This is a genomic window from Ruegeria sp. CK1 (assembly GCF_056536545.1).
Window position 1 is genome coordinate 236,713 of the sequence record NZ_JBQFPX010000002.1, and the last position, 15,182, is coordinate 251,894.

Consider the following 15,182-nt stretch of genomic DNA (forward strand, 5'->3'; position numbering starts at 1 on the left):
AAATGGCAGGCCGTTCAGTTGTCATAGGTGTCGGACACTATTTGCCAGAGCGCATCGTTCCGAATTCCGAGTTTGAGAAGACGCTTGATACAACGGATGAGTGGATCAGAACCCGCTCGGGAATCGAGCGTCGCCACTTTGCTGCAGAAGATGAGACAACATCTGATCTTGCGACCAAAGCGGCCGAAGCTGCGCTGGTGGACGCTGGGCTAACCGCCGATGATATCGATGCCATTGTTCTGGCAACCTCAACCGCGGATCTTACTTTCCCATCTGCTGCAACCATGGTTCAGGCCCGGCTGGGAATGACCAAAGGGTTCGCTTTTGACGTTCAAGCTGTTTGCGCCGGTTTTGTCTTTGCGCTTAGCAACGCCAACGCGCTGATCCTGTCGGGTCAAGCGAAGCGCGTTATGGTTATAGGCGCAGAGACATTCTCGCGAATCATGGACTGGTCAGATCGCTCTACTTGTGTGCTGTTCGGCGACGGTGCGGGGGCATTAGTGCTGGAACTTCAAGAAGGTGACGGCACTTCCGATGATCGCGGCATTCTGGGAACCGACTTGAATTCTGACGGGCGCTACAAAGATTTGCTCTATGTGGACGGCGGTGTTTCAACACAATCGACTGGCCACTTGCGAATGCAGGGCAACCAGGTCTTCCGCCATGCCGTTGAAAAACTGGCCAAAACCGCTGAAACTGCGCTGGAAGCCACGGGCCTTAGCAGTTCCGATGTCGACTGGATCGTACCGCACCAGGCAAATATCCGTATTATTCAAGGCACTGCCAAGAAAATGGGCCTGCCGATGGAAAACGTGGTCGTCACCGTTCAGGATCACGGCAACACCTCTGCAGCATCGATTCCCCTAGCCTTGTCTGTTGGAAAACAGCGCGGTCAGATAAAGCAAGGCGATCTGATCGTGACCGAGGCTATTGGGGGTGGTCTGGCTTGGGGCGCTGTTGTTCTGCGCTGGTAACCGGCGCAAATCAGCTTACACGCAGTCCTGCAATTCATTGATATTGACAGTGAATTTCCCCCCGCCATATTCTATGGCATCAACAGGGGAAAAGGTATGGGCGACAAAACACTGACCCGAATGGATCTGAGCGAGGCCGTATTCCGCGAGGTCGGCCTGTCACGCAACGAGAGTGCGCAGCTGGTTGAAAGCGTTCTGAACCACATGTCCGACGCGTTGGTACGCGGCGAACAGGTGAAGATTTCGTCTTTCGGCACGTTCAGCGTTCGGGACAAAACCGCCCGCATCGGACGAAATCCTAAAACCGGCGAGGAAGTACCGATTCAGCCACGCCGCGTTCTGACTTTCCGCCCGTCGCACCTGATGAAGGACCGCGTCGCCGCAGGGAACCGCAAGTAAGATCAGGACGGCACGGTCATGAGCAAGTCCCCCGACGCCTTTCGCACGATCAGTGAAGTTGCGGACTGGCTGGGCGTTCAAGCTCATGTGCTGCGATTCTGGGAAAGCCGTTTCTCTCAGGTCAAACCTGTAAAGCGCGCCGGTGGGCGACGTTATTACAGGCCCAACGACATGCGTCTGTTGGGTGGCATCAAGAAATTGCTGCATGAGGACGGGATTACGATTAAAGGCGTTCAGCGCATCCTGCGCGAACAGGGTGTGAACTACGTGGCTTCGTTGTCTCCTGCGCTGGACGACACGACTGAAAAGGTTTCTTCAGCAAGCGACAATGTGGTTGTGCCTTTCACGTCCAAACCTGCCCCAACCAGCGAGCAGATCAATCTTGATCTGACGGATCCCAAAGCTACGAAGCCCGAACCAGAAACACCAGTCGCCCAATCGCAGGCGAAAGAGGACAGCCCCAAGCCGGAAACGCCGCCCCAAAAGCCCGAACCAGAGTACTTGGATGAGGCCCCTTTGCTGGGTGGTATAGCGACACAGGCCTGGGAACGAACCGATTTCGATGACCAGTTGTTGAAACAAATCGCACCGGTGGCAAAGGACCTGCGGGCAGTTTTGAACCGCATTGAAAACCGAACGGCGGGATAAGAAAAAAGGCGATGATTTCCTCTTGCCCCCGCCGGGAAAGTCTTTATGAACACCTCAACGTCGGGCTATGGCGCAGCCTGGTAGCGCGTCCGTCTGGGGGACGGAAGGTCGCAGGTTCGAGTCCTGCTAGCCCGACCAAATCACACCGACGTATATGGCAGACAGGCCAGATCCCGCTCTGGCATCAGAGGGGATCGGAATGACAGGTGTATGCCCAAACCAGCAAATCGAAGGCATGATCGCACGCGGCGAGATCAGTGCCAGCCCTGAAATCATTCCGGAGCAGGTTCAGCCTGCAAGCCTTGATTTACGCCTTGGAACAGTGGCTTACCGCGTTCGCGCGTCTTTTCTGGCGGGCGAAGGGCGCTCGGTCGCAGATCGTTTGGCTGAGTTCGAGATGCACCGCATCGACATCTCGGACGGCGCTGTTCTTGAAAAGGGCTGTGTCTACCTGGTGCCGCTGATGGAATCGCTGGCCCTGCCCGAAAGTGTGACCGCAGTGGCAAACGCAAAAAGCTCGACCGGGCGGTTGGATCTGCTGACGCGCACAATCACCGATGGCGGCACTGAGTTCGATCGCGTACCCTCAGGGTACACCGGCCCGGTCTACGCCGAGATTTGTCCCCGCTCCTTCTCAGTGCTCGTGCGTCCGGGAATGCGATTAAACCAGATCCGCTTCCGTCAGGGTCAGGCCGTCCTGAGTGACGCCGAGCTTATGGCACTGCATAACGCCTCGCCGTTGGTCGATGGCCCCGCTGTCATTCAGGACGGATTGGGCTTTTCCGTCGATCTGCAACTACCCGACACCGATCTGGTCGGCTATCGCGCCAAACCCCATACCGGAGTGATCGATCTGGACCGGATCGGAGAATACGACCCGCAGGAATACTGGGAAGAAGTGCGAACCAACGATGGTCGTATCATTCTGGACCCCGGCGCGTTCTATATTCTCGTCAGCCGTGAGGCTGTTCACATCCCGCCCATGTATGCCGCCGAAATGGCACCCTATCTAGCAATGGTAGGTGAATTCCGGGTGCACTACGCCGGTTTCTTCGACCCCGGTTTTGGCCATGCTGCCGCCGGAGGTGCCGGGTCGCGCGGTGTGCTGGAGGTCAGATGCCACGAAGCCCCCTTTGTGCTTGAGCACGGGCAAGTCGTCGGGCGGCTGGTCTATGAGAAAATGGCTGAAATGCCCACGCAGCTTTATGGTGCAGGCATTGCGTCAAACTATCAGGGACAAGGGCTGAAACTGTCCAAACACTTTAAAGCAGTTGGCTGATCAGAACTTCGTAAACCGGCGCATTTGACGAGTGATCTTTTGAGCCTGTTTCAGATGCTGCGACGGGCGTGGGCCACTATTCTGGCCACGTTTGGGCCCGCCGGAGGTCTGGTCCGGTTTGCCGCCCATCCGGTCTGCCATGTCAAAGCCCTTGTTCACGCCTTTGTTGACAAGGCGGCGCATGACCTGACGTACGATCATGTCGATGATCCGATTGGCGTTCATTGCTCAACTCCGTTTTCTGAGCCTCAACATAGGTGATTTGCGCAGCAACAAAAGGGCTGCTTCATCACTCTTCCTCGAACAGTTCGGTCTGATCTTCGTCTTCGTCGTCCTCGCGCCCTTCTCCCAACGGGATCGTGCCCGGAGGTGGCCGATTTTCCAGTAGACCGGCGGCACGTAGTTCCTTAAGCCCTGGCAGATCGCGTGCGTTCTCTAACCCGAAATGGTCAAGGAATTGCGGCGTCACCACGAAGGTTACAGGACGGCCCGGCGTCATGCGACGGCGGCCTAACCTGATCCACTCCATCTCCAGCAACTGGTCGATCGTCCCACGCGACACCGATACACCCCGTATCTCTTCGATCTCGGCCCGCGTGCAGGGTTGGTGGTAGGCTACAATTGCAAGCGTTTCGATCGCAGCCCGGCTGAGTTTACGGGTTTCGACCGTCTCCTTCTGCATCAAAAAGCCCAGGTCGGGCGCCGTCCGCAGGGCCCACCCCTCGCCTACACGTACAACTCGCACACCGCGTCCTTCATAGCGTTTCTGCAGCATTTCAACAGCTTGAACCGCGTCGCTGCCATGAGGCATTCGCGCCTCAAGATCAGCAATCGAAACCGGCTCGGCACTGGCAAACAAGACAGCTTCGACCATGCGCTCCTGCTCCGCCAAGGGCGGCGCTTCGAACAGGGTACCGGTGCCTTCGTCTTGGGGGGCGTCAGTCACGAGTTTCAGTCCTCTTGCGCAAATGGATCGGTGCAAAGGTGTCGCTTTGCTTGATCTCCATATGTCCTTCTTTCACCAGTTCAAGCGAGGCTGCAAAGGTCGCAGCCGTGGCCGAACGCCGCCGCACTGGGTCAGCGTCCCACCCATCCGGCAGATAAGTCTCCATGTCAGTCCACGTGCCTGCGAAACCGATGAGAGGACGCATCCGCTCCAAGGCCTGCTCCATCGTGAACACGGCGTCGCGGTCCATGACAAATGGGCGAAACTCATCGCGCGTGCGGATGCGGGCATAGCCTTGCATCAAGTCCAGCAGAGTCGCCGAATAAGTCACGGTACGGATGCGGGTTATATCTTCGCCCTGCCCGCGCTTGAAAAAGTCGCGCCCCAATTGGTCGCGTGCCATCAGGCGAGCCGCGGCGTCACGCATGGCCTGTAGGCGTTCTAGCTGAAACGCTAGGTGTGCAGCCAGTTCCTCACCCGACGGTCCATCGTCATCAGGGTCGGGTGGAAGCAGCAGGCGGGATTTAAGGAAGGCAAGCCAAGCGGCCATCACCAGATAATCGGCCGCCAGTTCGATCCGCAGCGCACGGGCTTTTTCCACAAAGGCCAGATATTGCTGCGCCAGCGCCAGAACCGAAATCTTCCGCAGGTCGACCTTTTGTGTCCGCGACAGGGTCAGTAGAACATCCAGTGGACCTTCGAACCCATCGACGTCAACGATCAACGCCTCGGCGGCCAGCCGATCTGCGACTGAGACCGGGTCTTCGCTAAATAGGTTATCGTTCATATACCTGCCCGCCCATTAGGGCAGATAGTTCCGCTTCGACGGCTTGGATGTCAAGTTCCACAGGTTTTTGTCGCATCGAAAGCGCTTTTTCCGCGCGTTTCTGCGCCGGACCGGTCATTTCCCCGGCGGCTTTAAGCACCTTCGCACGAGCATCAAATGTCCCATTGCAATGCAGAACCACATCGCATCCAGCAGCCAACGCTTGACCGGCAAGATCCTCGGGTTTGCCGCTGAGAGCTTTCATCGAGATATCGTCTGTCATGATCAGGCCGTCGAACCCGATCTTTTTGCGGATTAGGCCGATCATCTTGGGCGAGATTGTTGCCGGTTGCGGATCGATCTGATCGTAAACCAGATGCGCGGTCATCCCCATCGGCAAATCGTTCAGCGCGCGAAACGGGGCAAAATCCGCCTGATCCAGCTCGTCCTCAGTCAAGTCTACGTGCGGTAGGTCGTGGTGACTGTCCAACGTCGCCAAACCGTGGCCGGGTATGTGTTTGAGAACGGGTAGCACTCCACCATCCAAGTGCCCCTTGGCAACTGCGTTGCCGATCTTGGAAACAGCTTTGGGGTCAGAACCATAGCAACGGTTTTTTAGGAATACGTGCGTGTTCTCTCGCGCCAGATCGACCATAGGGGCGCAGTTGCTATCAATACCCAGCTCAAAAAGTTCCTTTGCGATCAGACGATAACGAAGATACATCGCCCGTTCTGCATGATCGCCGGCTTGCAAGGCGTGATCTAAAGGCGACCTCCACTCACGCGCCAGCGGCGCTCGCAGGCGCTGCACGCGGCCACCTTCCTGATCAATAGTGATCAGGCAGTTTCGCCCCACAGACTCGCGAAAATCATCGCACAAGGCGCGGATCTGATCAGCTGAATCGATATTGCGCGCAAACAAAATAAACCCAAACGGGTTCATTTCGCGAAACAGAGTTTTTTCTTCAGACGTCAGGCGCAGGCCTTCGGCATCGGTGATCGTCGCACCAAAATTCACCGCGCAGCCACCGGAATACAATCTGCCCCGCGACCTTCAAGTGCGGCACAAAACTGACGCGAGTCGCTCAGGTCATCAAAACCCACCACGCGCAGACGATAGAAAGTGCGCCCGCCACGTGAAGTTTTCTGTATAACGCGTTGTTTACCTTCCATGTACTCACCGAACCTACCATTCAACCGATTCCATTCTGCGCGGGCCACATCCGAGCTCTCATACGCTCCCAGTTGCGCCATTCGGGTTCCTTTTGGAAGGGTGTTCGGATCCACGTCCAGCCCTACAGCGGCTTTGACAGCAGCGTTGATCGCGGCTTCGGTATTGCCATTCGGTGTGATCGTGCTGGTCGTGGCGCGTGCGGGACGCGTCGTTGGGCGCAATGAACGGCGCACCCCCGGCAAAGCGGCCAGTTCCGGGTCAGGTAATTGCGCAGCCAAGTCCGCAGGGTCTATTGCGGGTTCTTCCTCGGGCGTGGAAAGCGCAGCCAGTTGCACGCCTTGTTCCGTCGGCTCTTCAATCTTGGCCGCCTCGCCCGCAAGTTCAGCCACCAGAGCATCCACCGTCCCTTGGCGCAGCTTGGTGGCTTCCTGATCCGAAATTTCTTCCTCAACAACATGCACTGCCGGCGTTGCTTTCAAGGGTTCTAGGGGCGTGTCCTCATCGGTCAGGGACACCGGCCGGGGTGCAAGGATCAGGCGATCTGCCGGAGGCGCTGCGGTTCCGACCGCAGCTACCGCATTCACGGCCAACCCCTGATGATCCGCAGGTGTGCCGCCCGGGTTTTCGGGTTGAATGCGCATCGGTCCTTCGATCGCACGCACAACGGGGACGCCACTAACATCGCGCATAACCAGTTTGTAACCCCATACGCCAATCCCCGCCACCAACGCCAAAGAGGCCACCGCCCCCATTGCATTGACGATGCGGCCAAGACTTCCAGCGCGCGGAGCTTCTTCGTAACCGTGCAAATCTTCGGAATATCCATACGCATCCTGTGGATGCGTTTGATTCGTGTAATGCATCTGCTCGGGGCTGGTTTGCCCCGAGTAATCGTAACGTGCCATGTCCGCCTCACCGCCCGATTAACGCCAGAAAATAAGGCGCACGGGTCATTTCTTGCCTACCTCGTACCGGCGCGTCGGGCGGAGTTTGTTACCGCATCTCCTGCGCTGGGGTGACGCCAAGAATACCCAAGCCCGCTGAAATCACAACAGAAACAGCCCGGGCCAACGCGATTTTCGATTGGCTTGTGGCAACATCGCCATCCTGGATAAAACGCAGCTGTGTTTCATCGTTGCCCTTGTTCCAAAGCGCGTGGAAGTCGCCAGCGAGTTCATACAGGTAAAACGCAACCCGATGCGGTTCATTGGTGCGTGCTGCGATTTCCACCAGACGCGGCCATTCGGCCAGTTTCTTGGCAACTGTCAGTTCTGAGGCGTGATCGTTCTTGGTCAGGTCAGCCCCAGCAAGAGTCGCGTAATCAGCTGTGATACCAGCCTCAGCCGCGCGGCGAAGAACGCTCATGACCCTCGCGTGGGCGTATTGCACGTAAAACACGGGGTTCTCGCGGCTCTGTTCCAGCACCTTGTCAAAGTCAAAGTCCAGCGGCGCGTCGTTCTTCCTAGTCAGCATGACAAAACGCGTCACATCCGGACCAACCTGATCGACCACGTCACGCAGGGTAACAAAGTTCCCTGCCCGTTTGGACATCTTGAACGGTTCGCCATTCTTCCACAGTTTGACCAGCTGGGTCAGCTTAATATCCAGCGGAACATTACCGTCGGACAGCGCCGAAACAGCCGCCTTCATCCGTTTGACGTAGCCACCATGGTCAGCACCTAGAACGTCGATCAGCGCGTCAAAGCCGCGATTCACCTTGTCATAGTGATAGGCAATATCCGGCGCGAAATAGGTCCAGCTGCCATCAGATTTCTTGATCGGACGGTCGACGTCATCACCGTGTTCGGTGGATTTGAACAGCGTCTGTTCACGCGGCTCCCAATCCTCGGGCTTTTTGCCCTTGGGAGGTTCCAGCACGCCGTCATAGATCAAGCCCTTCTCAGTCAGCGCCTCCAGCGCCGCCTCAATCCGGCCGGTGCCATAGAGCGACTTCTCCGAGAAGAACACGTCCATTTCAACGCCCAGCGCCTTCAGGTCGGCCCGGATCAAATCCATCATCGCGTCCGTGGCAAAGTTTCGCAGCTCTTCCAGCCACTCGCTTTCCGGCTTGTCGATCAAGCTGTCGCCATATTTCTCTTTAAGCGCTTCACCGATTGGAATCAGATAGTCGCCGGGATAAAGACCTTCTGCGATCTCAGGGCTCAGCCCGTTGGCTTCGCGATAGCGTTCATAGGCCGACCGCGCCAGCACATCGACCTGTGCACCACCGTCGTTGATGTAATATTCGCGGGTCACGTCATGGCCCGAATAGGCGAGCAGGCTTGCCAGAGCATCGCCGAATACCGCACCCCGCGTATGCCCCACATGTAGCGGGCCAGTCGGGTTGGCCGAGACATATTCAACGTTGACCTTCTGCCCCTGCCCCATGGTCGAGCGGCCATAATCGGTACCCTTGTCCAGCACAGCTGCAAGAACCCCCTGCCAGACAGACGGCGCAAGACGTAGGTTCAAAAAGCCCGGCCCGGCAACCTCGGCAGTGGTGATCCGGTCATCCGCCGCCAGTTTCCCGGCCAGCACATCGGCAATGTCGCGCGGCTTCATCTTGGCCGGTTTGGCCAACACCATCGCCGCGTTGGTCGCCATGTCGCCATGCGCCGCATCACGCGGGGGTTCAACCGCCACGTTGTCAAAGCTCAACCCCTCGGGCAGCGCTCCTTCGGACTGCATCTGCGCCAGCGCGTCCAGTACAAGGCCGCGGATCTCGGAAAACAGGTTCATTTCGGATGTCCTTTTGCTTGTCCGGCGGTTTACCACGCAAAGCAGCAAGGTCAATGGAAGCGATCAATTTCCACTTGGATTGGACGTAAACAGGGGTAAGGTCACAGGAAATCCTGATACGGAGACCCTTTCATGCGCCTCGCCCTGCCCCTTGCCTTTGTCCTGACCACCGCAATGCCGGTTTTGGCCGAGATGCCCGCGCCGAATGGACATGTTCTGTTGACGCTTGGCGGGGCGGTGGCGGAAACCAACTTGCCAGCCCGAAGCGAAAATGACGGCGGCCTGTTGGGCTTTCTAGACGTGCAGCACGACGGCGCGGCTGGTTTTGATGCCGCTATGCTGGATGGGTTGGAACAGATTGAGATAACAATCGCTTACGGCCCCGAAGGCAATCAACGCGACATTGCCTTCTCTGGCCCACGTCTGTCAGATGTGATGATTATGGCAGGCGCGGAAGGAAAAACCGCCATGCCTATGGCGATGGACGGCTATCAATCCGAAATCCCGTGGGACAGTATCGCAACGCATCAGCCTATTGTGGCGACCCATGCAGATGGCGTCCCGATGGGCATCGGTGGATATGGCCCGACAATGATCGTTTTTCCACCTACCATCGACACCGATCTGGCACAGGAGCAAGCCGGGCAGCAGGTTTGGGCGCTGGCATATATCGCGGTTGAGTAACTAACCGCCAGTCAGTCTTTTGTGATCCTGCAGAGCAAATCGATCTGTCATTCCCGCAATATAATCTGACACAATCCTTGCTAGCGCCGTTTCATCCGCGGCGTCCTCGATATCGCTGTGCCAGCGTGCGGGCATCTGCTTGGGATCATTGAGGTAAATAGGAAACAGTTCTTCAACGACCCGCGCGACCTCGGAACGTACTTCCATCACGCTGGGCGCGCGATACATCCGTGTAAACAAAAAGGACCGGATTTGCTTTAGCTGCGCCCAAAGGGTGGGTGAGAATTGGATCACCGGATAGCCCAAATGCCGAATGTCCTCGACAGTTCGCGCTTTGGACTTAGCGATCAAATCCCGCGAAGTATCAATAACATCTGAAACCATCACGCCAAATACGCGCCTCAACGCTTCATGCCTGCGGCGATAAGGGTCCAAATTTGGATAGGCTCTGTCCACCTCGGCATAACAGTCGCCGACAATGGGCAACTGCTGAATTTCCTCATCCGAGAATAAATTCGCACGAAGTCCGTCCAGCAAGTCGTGGTTGTTATAGGCAATGTCGTCGGACAAGGCTGCCACTTGCGCCTCGGCGCTGGCATGGGTGTGCAGCTCAAGATCAAAGCCACCGTTACATTCTGCCAAAGCCCATGGCAGTACACCCGTCACTGGCCCATTGTGTTTGGCAATCCCCTCAAGACACTCCCAAGTCAGGTTGCAGCCATCGAATTCCGCGTAATGCCGCTCAAGCTTAGTGACGATCCGAATGGCTTGCGCATTGTGGTCGAAACCGCCGTAGGGTGACATCAACTCATGCAGAGCATCTTCTCCGGTGTGGCCAAAGGGAGTGTGTCCAAGATCATGAGCCAAGGCCACCGCCTCGGTCAGTTCGGCATTTAAGCCCAACGCACCGGCAATCGTGCGCGCCACCTGTGCAACTTCGATCGAGTGGGTCAACCTCGTGCGGTAGCTGTCGCCCTCATGTTCCACAAAAACCTGTGTCTTGTGTTTGAGCCGACGAAACGCGCTGGCGTGAATAATCCGATCCCGATCGCGCTGAAAGCATGATCGGAAACTGCTTTCCTCCTCTGGCACCAACCGCCCCCTCGCGCGGCTTGGATCCGAGGCGAAACCTGCTCTCTCCAAAGGTCTTGTCCTTGTCGCCTGTCCTAAGGTTTCATATATTGTACTGCGGTAAGGAAATAAACCTTTGGAGTCCGGCATGAATCTGCCCCCAACAGTCACAGAACGCGCCTTTGATCGGTTGGCCGAGATTGGCGCCTCGGATCAGGGCCAAGCTCTGCGTATCGCTGTGGAAGGCGGCGGATGTTCCGGGTTTCAATACGAAATCGCGCTGGATGAGCCAAAAGAGGACGACCTTGTGCTTGAAGGCAAAGGTCAAAAGGTCATCGTTGACTCGGTTTCTCTGCCATTTCTCGAAAACGCGGTAATCGACTTTACGCAGGAACTTATCGGCGCGCGATTTGTGATCGAAAACCCGAACGCGACCTCCTCATGCGGGTGCGGTACGTCTTTTTCGATGTAAGTTTTTGATGGGGGCTTTGCCCCCAAATCCCCAGGATATTTTTGGCCAGATGAAGTGAGATCCGCTCTCCGACCAATCGGACGGAGAGCTTCACCTGGCGCGGTCATCGGCGTCCCCGCCTGTACCGCACAATCTTTTTCGATCAAATTTGTTAAAATATCGTTTCTTCATCTGGCCCCAAATATCCCGGAGCGCGAGGCAGAGCCTCGCAAACTCGCCGACCACCTTGCCGTTGGGCCAGTTCTGAGCGATAGGTTCCTACAAGCTGCCGGAGGATCGCGCATGAAAATCGCCACGTTCAACATCAATGGCATCAAAGCGCGAGCTGAGGCCCTGCCCCGGTGGCTGGACGACGCTCAGCCGGATGTTGTGCTTTTGCAGGAAATCAAATCCGTTGACGAAAACTTCCCGCGCGAGATGTTTGAAGAGCGCGGGTACAACGTTGAAACGCATGGTCAGAAAAGTTTCAACGGCGTCGCCATCCTCTCAAAACTACCGCTGGAAGATGTTACCCGCGGATTACCGGGCGATGATCAAGACGAGCAGGCCCGCTGGATCGAAGCGACTGTTGTCGGTAAGCAAGCACTTCGCGTTTGCGGGCTTTATTTGCCTAATGGCAACCCTGTGCCAGGGCCTAAATACGACTACAAATTGGCATGGATGGAGCGTCTCTACGACAGGGCGCGCGAGCTGTTGACCAGCGAAGAGCCGGCAATGATGGCTGGGGACTACAACATCATCCCTCAGGCAGAAGATGCAAAGCGGCCCGATGCCTGGCGCGAAGACGCATTGTTCCGCCCCGAAAGCCGCGCCGCATTTCGTAAGATTCTCAACCTGGGATTCACGGAAGCGTTCCGCGCTCGCACTCAAGGTCCTGGGCACTATTCTTTTTGGGATTACCAAGCAGGTGCCTGGAACAAAAATGACGGCATTCGCATCGACCATTTGCTGCTGACCCCTCAGGCCGCAGACCTGATGCGAGATTGCCAGATTGACGCTGCAGTGCGCGGGCAAGAAAAGCCTTCGGACCACGTACCGGTTTGGGTCGACCTCGACCTTTAGGCTTTCAAGTCGTTACGTCGTAGGCGTAAATCCATTCGTATTTTCGCGATAGCCGCGGGCCTACTGCCATTAGTGCCAACTGCGCGGCATATCGCATGGGACCGCGTAAATGAAAATTACGAGCGTTCGCTCCGGCAGCAGCCACAACCCGTTTTGCTCTTTGGCGACGACGCGTTTCATAGACGGCAAGAGCTTGCGCCACGCCTGACTGATCTTGGAACGACTGCGCCAGCACCCAGGCATCCTCAAGTGCCAGGCAGGCGCCTTGTGCCATGAAAGGCAAAGTCGGATGCGCGGCATCACCCAAAAGCGCTATACGCCCATTTTGCCAATTTTGCGCCACGGGGCGCAGGAACAAGGCCCAGAGGTGAACTTCGTCTACATAAGACAGGATATCGCGTACTGGACCACCGAAATCAGCAAACCGTGCGCGCAGATCGTCCGGATCCCCTGGCAAACGCCAGCCTTCTTGCGTCCAGTCAGAACGTTCTTCTATCGCAACGACGTTCATCAGGCGCTGGTCACACAACGGATAAGTAACCACATGGCGCCCCGGCCCCATGGTCAACGATGCGCACGGCGCCTGATCGTTCTTTGACCAAGGTATGGTCGCGCGCCAAGCAATCTGATGCGTGAACTGGGGGGATTCAGCGCCATTTAGGACCGAGCGGATGGTGCTACGGTTTCCGTCAACAGCAATGACACACTCGGATCGCAATCGTTCACCACTGTCCAGCACCACTTCGGCCTCAGCCGGATGTTTCAGAACTTGCGTCACCCGCGCACCAAAACGGATATCGACCCCGGCTTTCAATGCAGCCTGTTTCAACAAATCCAAAAGGTCGGCGCGGTGATAATAATACGTTGGTCCAGCTTTAGGTGGGGGAATGCGGCTGATAACACGTCCCTTGCGGTAATCTCGTAGAACAGTTCCGTGGGACAACTGCCCGTCTTCCGGCACGCTTTCAACAACGTTCAGCGCCCGAAGCACCGCCATCCCGTTGGCGCTGATCTGCAATCCCGCGCCTAACTCTGCCTTAGCCGTGGCTTTTTCGAGAACAGTGACATGCGCACCCCGCGCGCGCAGCGCCAGAGCCGCCGCCAGCCCACCTATTCCGCCGCCGACGACGCTGAATTTCAGACCTTCGATATTCATAGCACCGGCTTAACGCAAAAACGCCGAGGCAACAGGCCCCGGCGTTTGTTTTTCCTTGAACTTCACAGCGATCAATCGTCGCGGTGAACTTTCTCGCGGCGCTCGTGGCGTTCTTGTGCCTCAAGCGTCATAGTTGCGATCGGACGCGCATCCAGACGCTTCAAAGAAATCGGATCACCGGTCATTTCACAATAACCATACTCACCCTCGTCGATCCGACGCAGGGCTGAGTCGATCTTAGCCACCAGCTTGCGCTGACGGTCCCGGGTGCGCAGTTCAAGCGCGCGGTCCGTTTCTTCGCTTGCGCGGTCTGCAACGTCCGGAATGTTACGGGTGTTGTCTTGCAAGCCTTCGATCGTGTCTCGGCTGCCTGCCAAAAGTTCTGTCTTCCAATCCAGCAGCTTGCGTCTGAAATACTCAAGCTGTCGGTCATTCATGAAAGGCTCATCTTCGGCCGGTCGATAGTCTTCCGGCAGAAAAACTTCCTGCTTCATCTTTGCTCCCTCGGTATGGCCAGAAACGTCGGTTGCTGTCGTTTCACCTGACATTTGGCACCCCCTTCTGCGGAGCGTTTATCTGACACGCGAAAGAATGTCACTACACAAACTTCGTCTTGATACGTTACGTTTCTGACTTGTATAAATATGAGACATATAACAACAAAACGTTGTTTTTCTGCGGAAAATACCGGGCAATTCTTAGGCAGAGCACAACCGAAGCGGCACCCAAAAGGGCGCGAATCACCCGAAACAGGTTGGACTCATTACAAAATTCCTATCGCGCGACGCGGGGGCGTGCTTGTCAAAATCATCGCCTCTATGTAACCCGAACAGCACAGTTCGCGCGAAACCACACGAGGGGCCCATGACCGCACGTTTCCAAGGCACGGCAGAATATGTTGCCACTGACGATCTGACCATCGCGGTTAATGCTGCTGTAACACTTGAACGCCCCTTGTTGGTCAAGGGCGAACCGGGCACCGGAAAAACCGAACTGGCAAAGCAGGTCGCAGGGGCGCTGAACCTGCGAATGATCGAGTGGAATGTGAAGTCTACCACTCGTGCACAACAAGGCCTGTATGAATATGATGCGGTCAGCCGGTTACGCGACAGCCAGCTGGGCGAGGAGCGCGTGCATGACGTTTCCAATTACATTCGCAAAGGTAAGCTTTGGCAGGCGTTCGAGGCCGATGAGAAGGTCGTGCTGCTGATTGATGAAATCGACAAAGCCGATATCGAATTCCCCAACGACCTACTGCAAGAGCTTGATAAGATGGAGTTTCACGTCTACGAGACGGCTGAAACAGTCCGGGCTAAACACCGCCCCATCGTCATCATCACTTCGAACAATGAAAAGGAACTGCCTGACGCGTTTTTGCGCCGCTGTTTCTTCCATTACATCCGCTTCCCGGATGAAGCGACCATGCGCAGGATTGTCGAAGTTCACCACCCCGGCATCAAAGACGCGCTGTTGACGACTGCCCTGACCCAATTTTACGAAATACGCGACACGCAGGGGTTAAAGAAGAAGCCGTCGACCTCGGAAGTTTTGGATTGGCTCAAGCTGCTGCTGGCCGAAGATCTGACCGCAGAGGACCTCAAGCGCGATGGTGCCAATGCTTTGCCCAAGCTTCATGGAGCACTGCTGAAGAACGAACAGGACGTGCATTTGTTCGAACGCCTTGCCTTTATGGCGCGCAGCAAACGCTAAACCTGTTGAACATCTGGTGATCACGGCTTGTCATGGTCGGGGCCGGATGTCAGCATCACATGGTGGCAGCACGATTGAACCGGGCTAGCTTCGACCCGAATG

General features: G+C 56.5%; 17 protein-coding genes and 1 tRNA gene. 9 read left to right on the forward strand and 9 right to left on the reverse strand.

The genetic code is table 11. The annotated features are described in order from the left end of the window. Positions 1 to 2: 2 nt before the first annotated feature. The 5 genes from ACR0L3_RS07740 to ACR0L3_RS07760 all read left to right on the forward strand — a co-directional run bounded on the left by ACR0L3_RS07740 (position 3) and on the right by ACR0L3_RS07760 (position 3,300). On the forward strand, positions 3 to 974 hold the full coding sequence (locus ACR0L3_RS07740) for a beta-ketoacyl-ACP synthase III (RefSeq protein WP_480745037.1): 972 nt from the start codon (positions 3 to 5) through the stop codon (positions 972 to 974). A gap of 96 nt (positions 975 to 1,070) precedes the next feature. Next, a complete protein-coding gene (gene ihfA / locus ACR0L3_RS07745; RefSeq protein WP_008755922.1) occupies positions 1,071 to 1,373 on the forward strand; it encodes an integration host factor subunit alpha in 303 nt (100 codons plus the stop codon). A gap of 18 nt (positions 1,374 to 1,391) precedes the next feature. After that, positions 1,392 to 2,021 carry a MerR family transcriptional regulator gene (locus ACR0L3_RS07750; protein WP_480745038.1) on the forward strand — a complete coding sequence of 210 codons (630 nt, stop codon included), beginning with the start codon at positions 1,392 to 1,394 and terminating at the stop codon, positions 2,019 to 2,021. Between the two features lie 61 nt (positions 2,022 to 2,082). Continuing rightward, positions 2,083 to 2,159 (forward strand) — tRNA-Pro (locus ACR0L3_RS07755). 61 nt (positions 2,160 to 2,220) lie between these two features. Continuing rightward, positions 2,221 to 3,300 carry a 2'-deoxycytidine 5'-triphosphate deaminase gene (locus tag ACR0L3_RS07760; protein WP_480745040.1) on the forward strand — a complete coding sequence of 360 codons (1,080 nt, stop codon included), beginning with the start codon at positions 2,221 to 2,223 and terminating at the stop codon, positions 3,298 to 3,300. On the opposite strand, the gene ACR0L3_RS07765 is transcribed toward ACR0L3_RS07760, so the two are convergent. From ACR0L3_RS07765 to argS, 6 genes are all read right to left on the reverse strand, one after another. Beyond that, on the reverse strand, positions 3,301 to 3,525 hold the full coding sequence (locus ACR0L3_RS07765; protein ID WP_480745042.1) for a hypothetical protein: 225 nt from the start codon (positions 3,523 to 3,525) through the stop codon (positions 3,301 to 3,303). Between the two features lie 64 nt (positions 3,526 to 3,589). Continuing rightward, positions 3,590 to 4,246, reverse strand: a complete 657-nt coding sequence (gene scpB / locus ACR0L3_RS07770; protein ID WP_480745043.1) for an SMC-Scp complex subunit ScpB — start codon at positions 4,244 to 4,246, stop codon at positions 3,590 to 3,592. After that, positions 4,239 to 5,033, reverse strand: a complete 795-nt coding sequence (locus tag ACR0L3_RS07775) for a segregation and condensation protein A (RefSeq protein WP_480745045.1) — start codon at positions 5,031 to 5,033, stop codon at positions 4,239 to 4,241. The genes scpB and ACR0L3_RS07775 overlap by 8 nt, the downstream gene beginning before the upstream one ends. Continuing rightward, entirely contained in the window at positions 5,023 to 6,030 is a 1,008-nt protein-coding gene (gene nagZ, locus ACR0L3_RS07780; RefSeq protein ID WP_480745047.1) for a beta-N-acetylhexosaminidase, read from the reverse strand. The genes ACR0L3_RS07775 and nagZ overlap by 11 nt, the downstream gene beginning before the upstream one ends. Continuing rightward, positions 6,027 to 7,091, reverse strand: a complete 1,065-nt coding sequence (locus tag ACR0L3_RS07785; RefSeq protein ID WP_480745049.1) for an SPOR domain-containing protein — start codon at positions 7,089 to 7,091, stop codon at positions 6,027 to 6,029. The genes nagZ and ACR0L3_RS07785 overlap by 4 nt, the downstream gene beginning before the upstream one ends. Positions 7,092 to 7,179: 88 nt before the next feature. Beyond that, the gene (gene argS / locus ACR0L3_RS07790; RefSeq protein WP_480745051.1) at positions 7,180 to 8,925 is read right to left on the reverse strand and encodes an arginine--tRNA ligase; all 1,746 of its coding nucleotides are present in this window, start codon (positions 8,923 to 8,925) and stop codon (positions 7,180 to 7,182) included. A 132-nt stretch (positions 8,926 to 9,057) separates the two neighbouring features. Here argS and ACR0L3_RS07795 point away from each other — a divergent pair, with 132 nt between their 5' ends. After that, positions 9,058 to 9,609 carry a putative pterin-binding protein gene (locus tag ACR0L3_RS07795; protein WP_480745053.1) on the forward strand — a complete coding sequence of 184 codons (552 nt, stop codon included), beginning with the start codon at positions 9,058 to 9,060 and terminating at the stop codon, positions 9,607 to 9,609. Here ACR0L3_RS07795 and ACR0L3_RS07800 read toward each other — a convergent pair whose 3' ends face one another. After that, positions 9,610 to 10,752 (reverse strand): deoxyguanosinetriphosphate triphosphohydrolase, encoded by a 1,143-nt coding sequence (locus ACR0L3_RS07800; protein ID WP_480745054.1) that lies wholly within the window; start codon positions 10,750 to 10,752, stop codon positions 9,610 to 9,612. It lies immediately after the preceding gene. A gap of 76 nt (positions 10,753 to 10,828) precedes the next feature. Between ACR0L3_RS07800 and ACR0L3_RS07805 the strand changes: the two genes are divergently transcribed. Both ACR0L3_RS07805 and xth read left to right on the forward strand, forming a co-directional pair. Further along, on the forward strand, positions 10,829 to 11,152 hold the full coding sequence (locus ACR0L3_RS07805) for a HesB/IscA family protein (RefSeq protein WP_480745056.1): 324 nt from the start codon (positions 10,829 to 10,831) through the stop codon (positions 11,150 to 11,152). 282 nt (positions 11,153 to 11,434) lie between these two features. Continuing rightward, complete coding sequence (xth, locus tag ACR0L3_RS07810; protein ID WP_480745058.1) at positions 11,435 to 12,214, forward strand: exodeoxyribonuclease III; 780 nt, start codon at positions 11,435 to 11,437, stop codon at positions 12,212 to 12,214. Positions 12,215 to 12,218: 4 nt separating this feature from the next. On the opposite strand, the gene ACR0L3_RS07815 is transcribed toward xth, so the two are convergent. After that, positions 12,219 to 13,370: an FAD-dependent oxidoreductase gene (locus ACR0L3_RS07815; protein WP_480745059.1), complete on the reverse strand. Its 1,152-nt coding sequence runs from the start codon at positions 13,368 to 13,370 to the stop codon at positions 12,219 to 12,221. A gap of 71 nt (positions 13,371 to 13,441) precedes the next feature. Beyond that, complete coding sequence (gene dksA / locus ACR0L3_RS07820; protein WP_170329440.1) at positions 13,442 to 13,864, reverse strand: RNA polymerase-binding protein DksA; 423 nt, start codon at positions 13,862 to 13,864, stop codon at positions 13,442 to 13,444. A 370-nt stretch (positions 13,865 to 14,234) separates the two neighbouring features. Between dksA and ACR0L3_RS07825 the strand changes: the two genes are divergently transcribed. Continuing rightward, positions 14,235 to 15,080 (forward strand): AAA family ATPase, encoded by an 846-nt coding sequence (locus tag ACR0L3_RS07825; RefSeq protein WP_480745061.1) that lies wholly within the window; start codon positions 14,235 to 14,237, stop codon positions 15,078 to 15,080. The last annotated feature ends 102 nt before the right edge of the window (positions 15,081 to 15,182 follow it).

What these genes read in the sequence shown, in the direction of transcription:
- ACR0L3_RS07740 (WP_480745037.1), top strand. Translation starts at nt 3, where the DNA reads ATGGCAGGCCGTTCAGTTGTCATAGGTGTCGGACACTATTTGCCAGAG.
- ihfA (WP_008755922.1), top strand. Translation starts at nt 1,071, where the DNA reads ATGGGCGACAAAACACTGACCCGAATGGATCTGAGCGAGGCCGTATTC.
- ACR0L3_RS07750 (WP_480745038.1), top strand. Translation starts at nt 1,392, where the DNA reads ATGAGCAAGTCCCCCGACGCCTTTCGCACGATCAGTGAAGTTGCGGAC.
- ACR0L3_RS07760 (WP_480745040.1), top strand. Translation starts at nt 2,221, where the DNA reads ATGACAGGTGTATGCCCAAACCAGCAAATCGAAGGCATGATCGCACGC.
- ACR0L3_RS07765 (WP_480745042.1), bottom strand. Translation starts at nt 3,525, where the DNA reads ATGAACGCCAATCGGATCATCGACATGATCGTACGTCAGGTCATGCGC.
- ACR0L3_RS07775 (WP_480745045.1), bottom strand. Translation starts at nt 5,033, where the DNA reads ATGAACGATAACCTATTTAGCGAAGACCCGGTCTCAGTCGCAGATCGG.
- ACR0L3_RS07785 (WP_480745049.1), bottom strand. Translation starts at nt 7,091, where the DNA reads ATGGCACGTTACGATTACTCGGGGCAAACCAGCCCCGAGCAGATGCAT.
- argS (WP_480745051.1), bottom strand. Translation starts at nt 8,925, where the DNA reads ATGAACCTGTTTTCCGAGATCCGCGGCCTTGTACTGGACGCGCTGGCG.
- ACR0L3_RS07795 (WP_480745053.1), top strand. Translation starts at nt 9,058, where the DNA reads ATGCGCCTCGCCCTGCCCCTTGCCTTTGTCCTGACCACCGCAATGCCG.
- ACR0L3_RS07805 (WP_480745056.1), top strand. Translation starts at nt 10,829, where the DNA reads ATGAATCTGCCCCCAACAGTCACAGAACGCGCCTTTGATCGGTTGGCC.
- xth (WP_480745058.1), top strand. Translation starts at nt 11,435, where the DNA reads ATGAAAATCGCCACGTTCAACATCAATGGCATCAAAGCGCGAGCTGAG.
- ACR0L3_RS07815 (WP_480745059.1), bottom strand. Translation starts at nt 13,370, where the DNA reads ATGAATATCGAAGGTCTGAAATTCAGCGTCGTCGGCGGCGGAATAGGT.
- dksA (WP_170329440.1), bottom strand. Translation starts at nt 13,864, where the DNA reads ATGAAGCAGGAAGTTTTTCTGCCGGAAGACTATCGACCGGCCGAAGAT.
- ACR0L3_RS07825 (WP_480745061.1), top strand. Translation starts at nt 14,235, where the DNA reads ATGACCGCACGTTTCCAAGGCACGGCAGAATATGTTGCCACTGACGAT.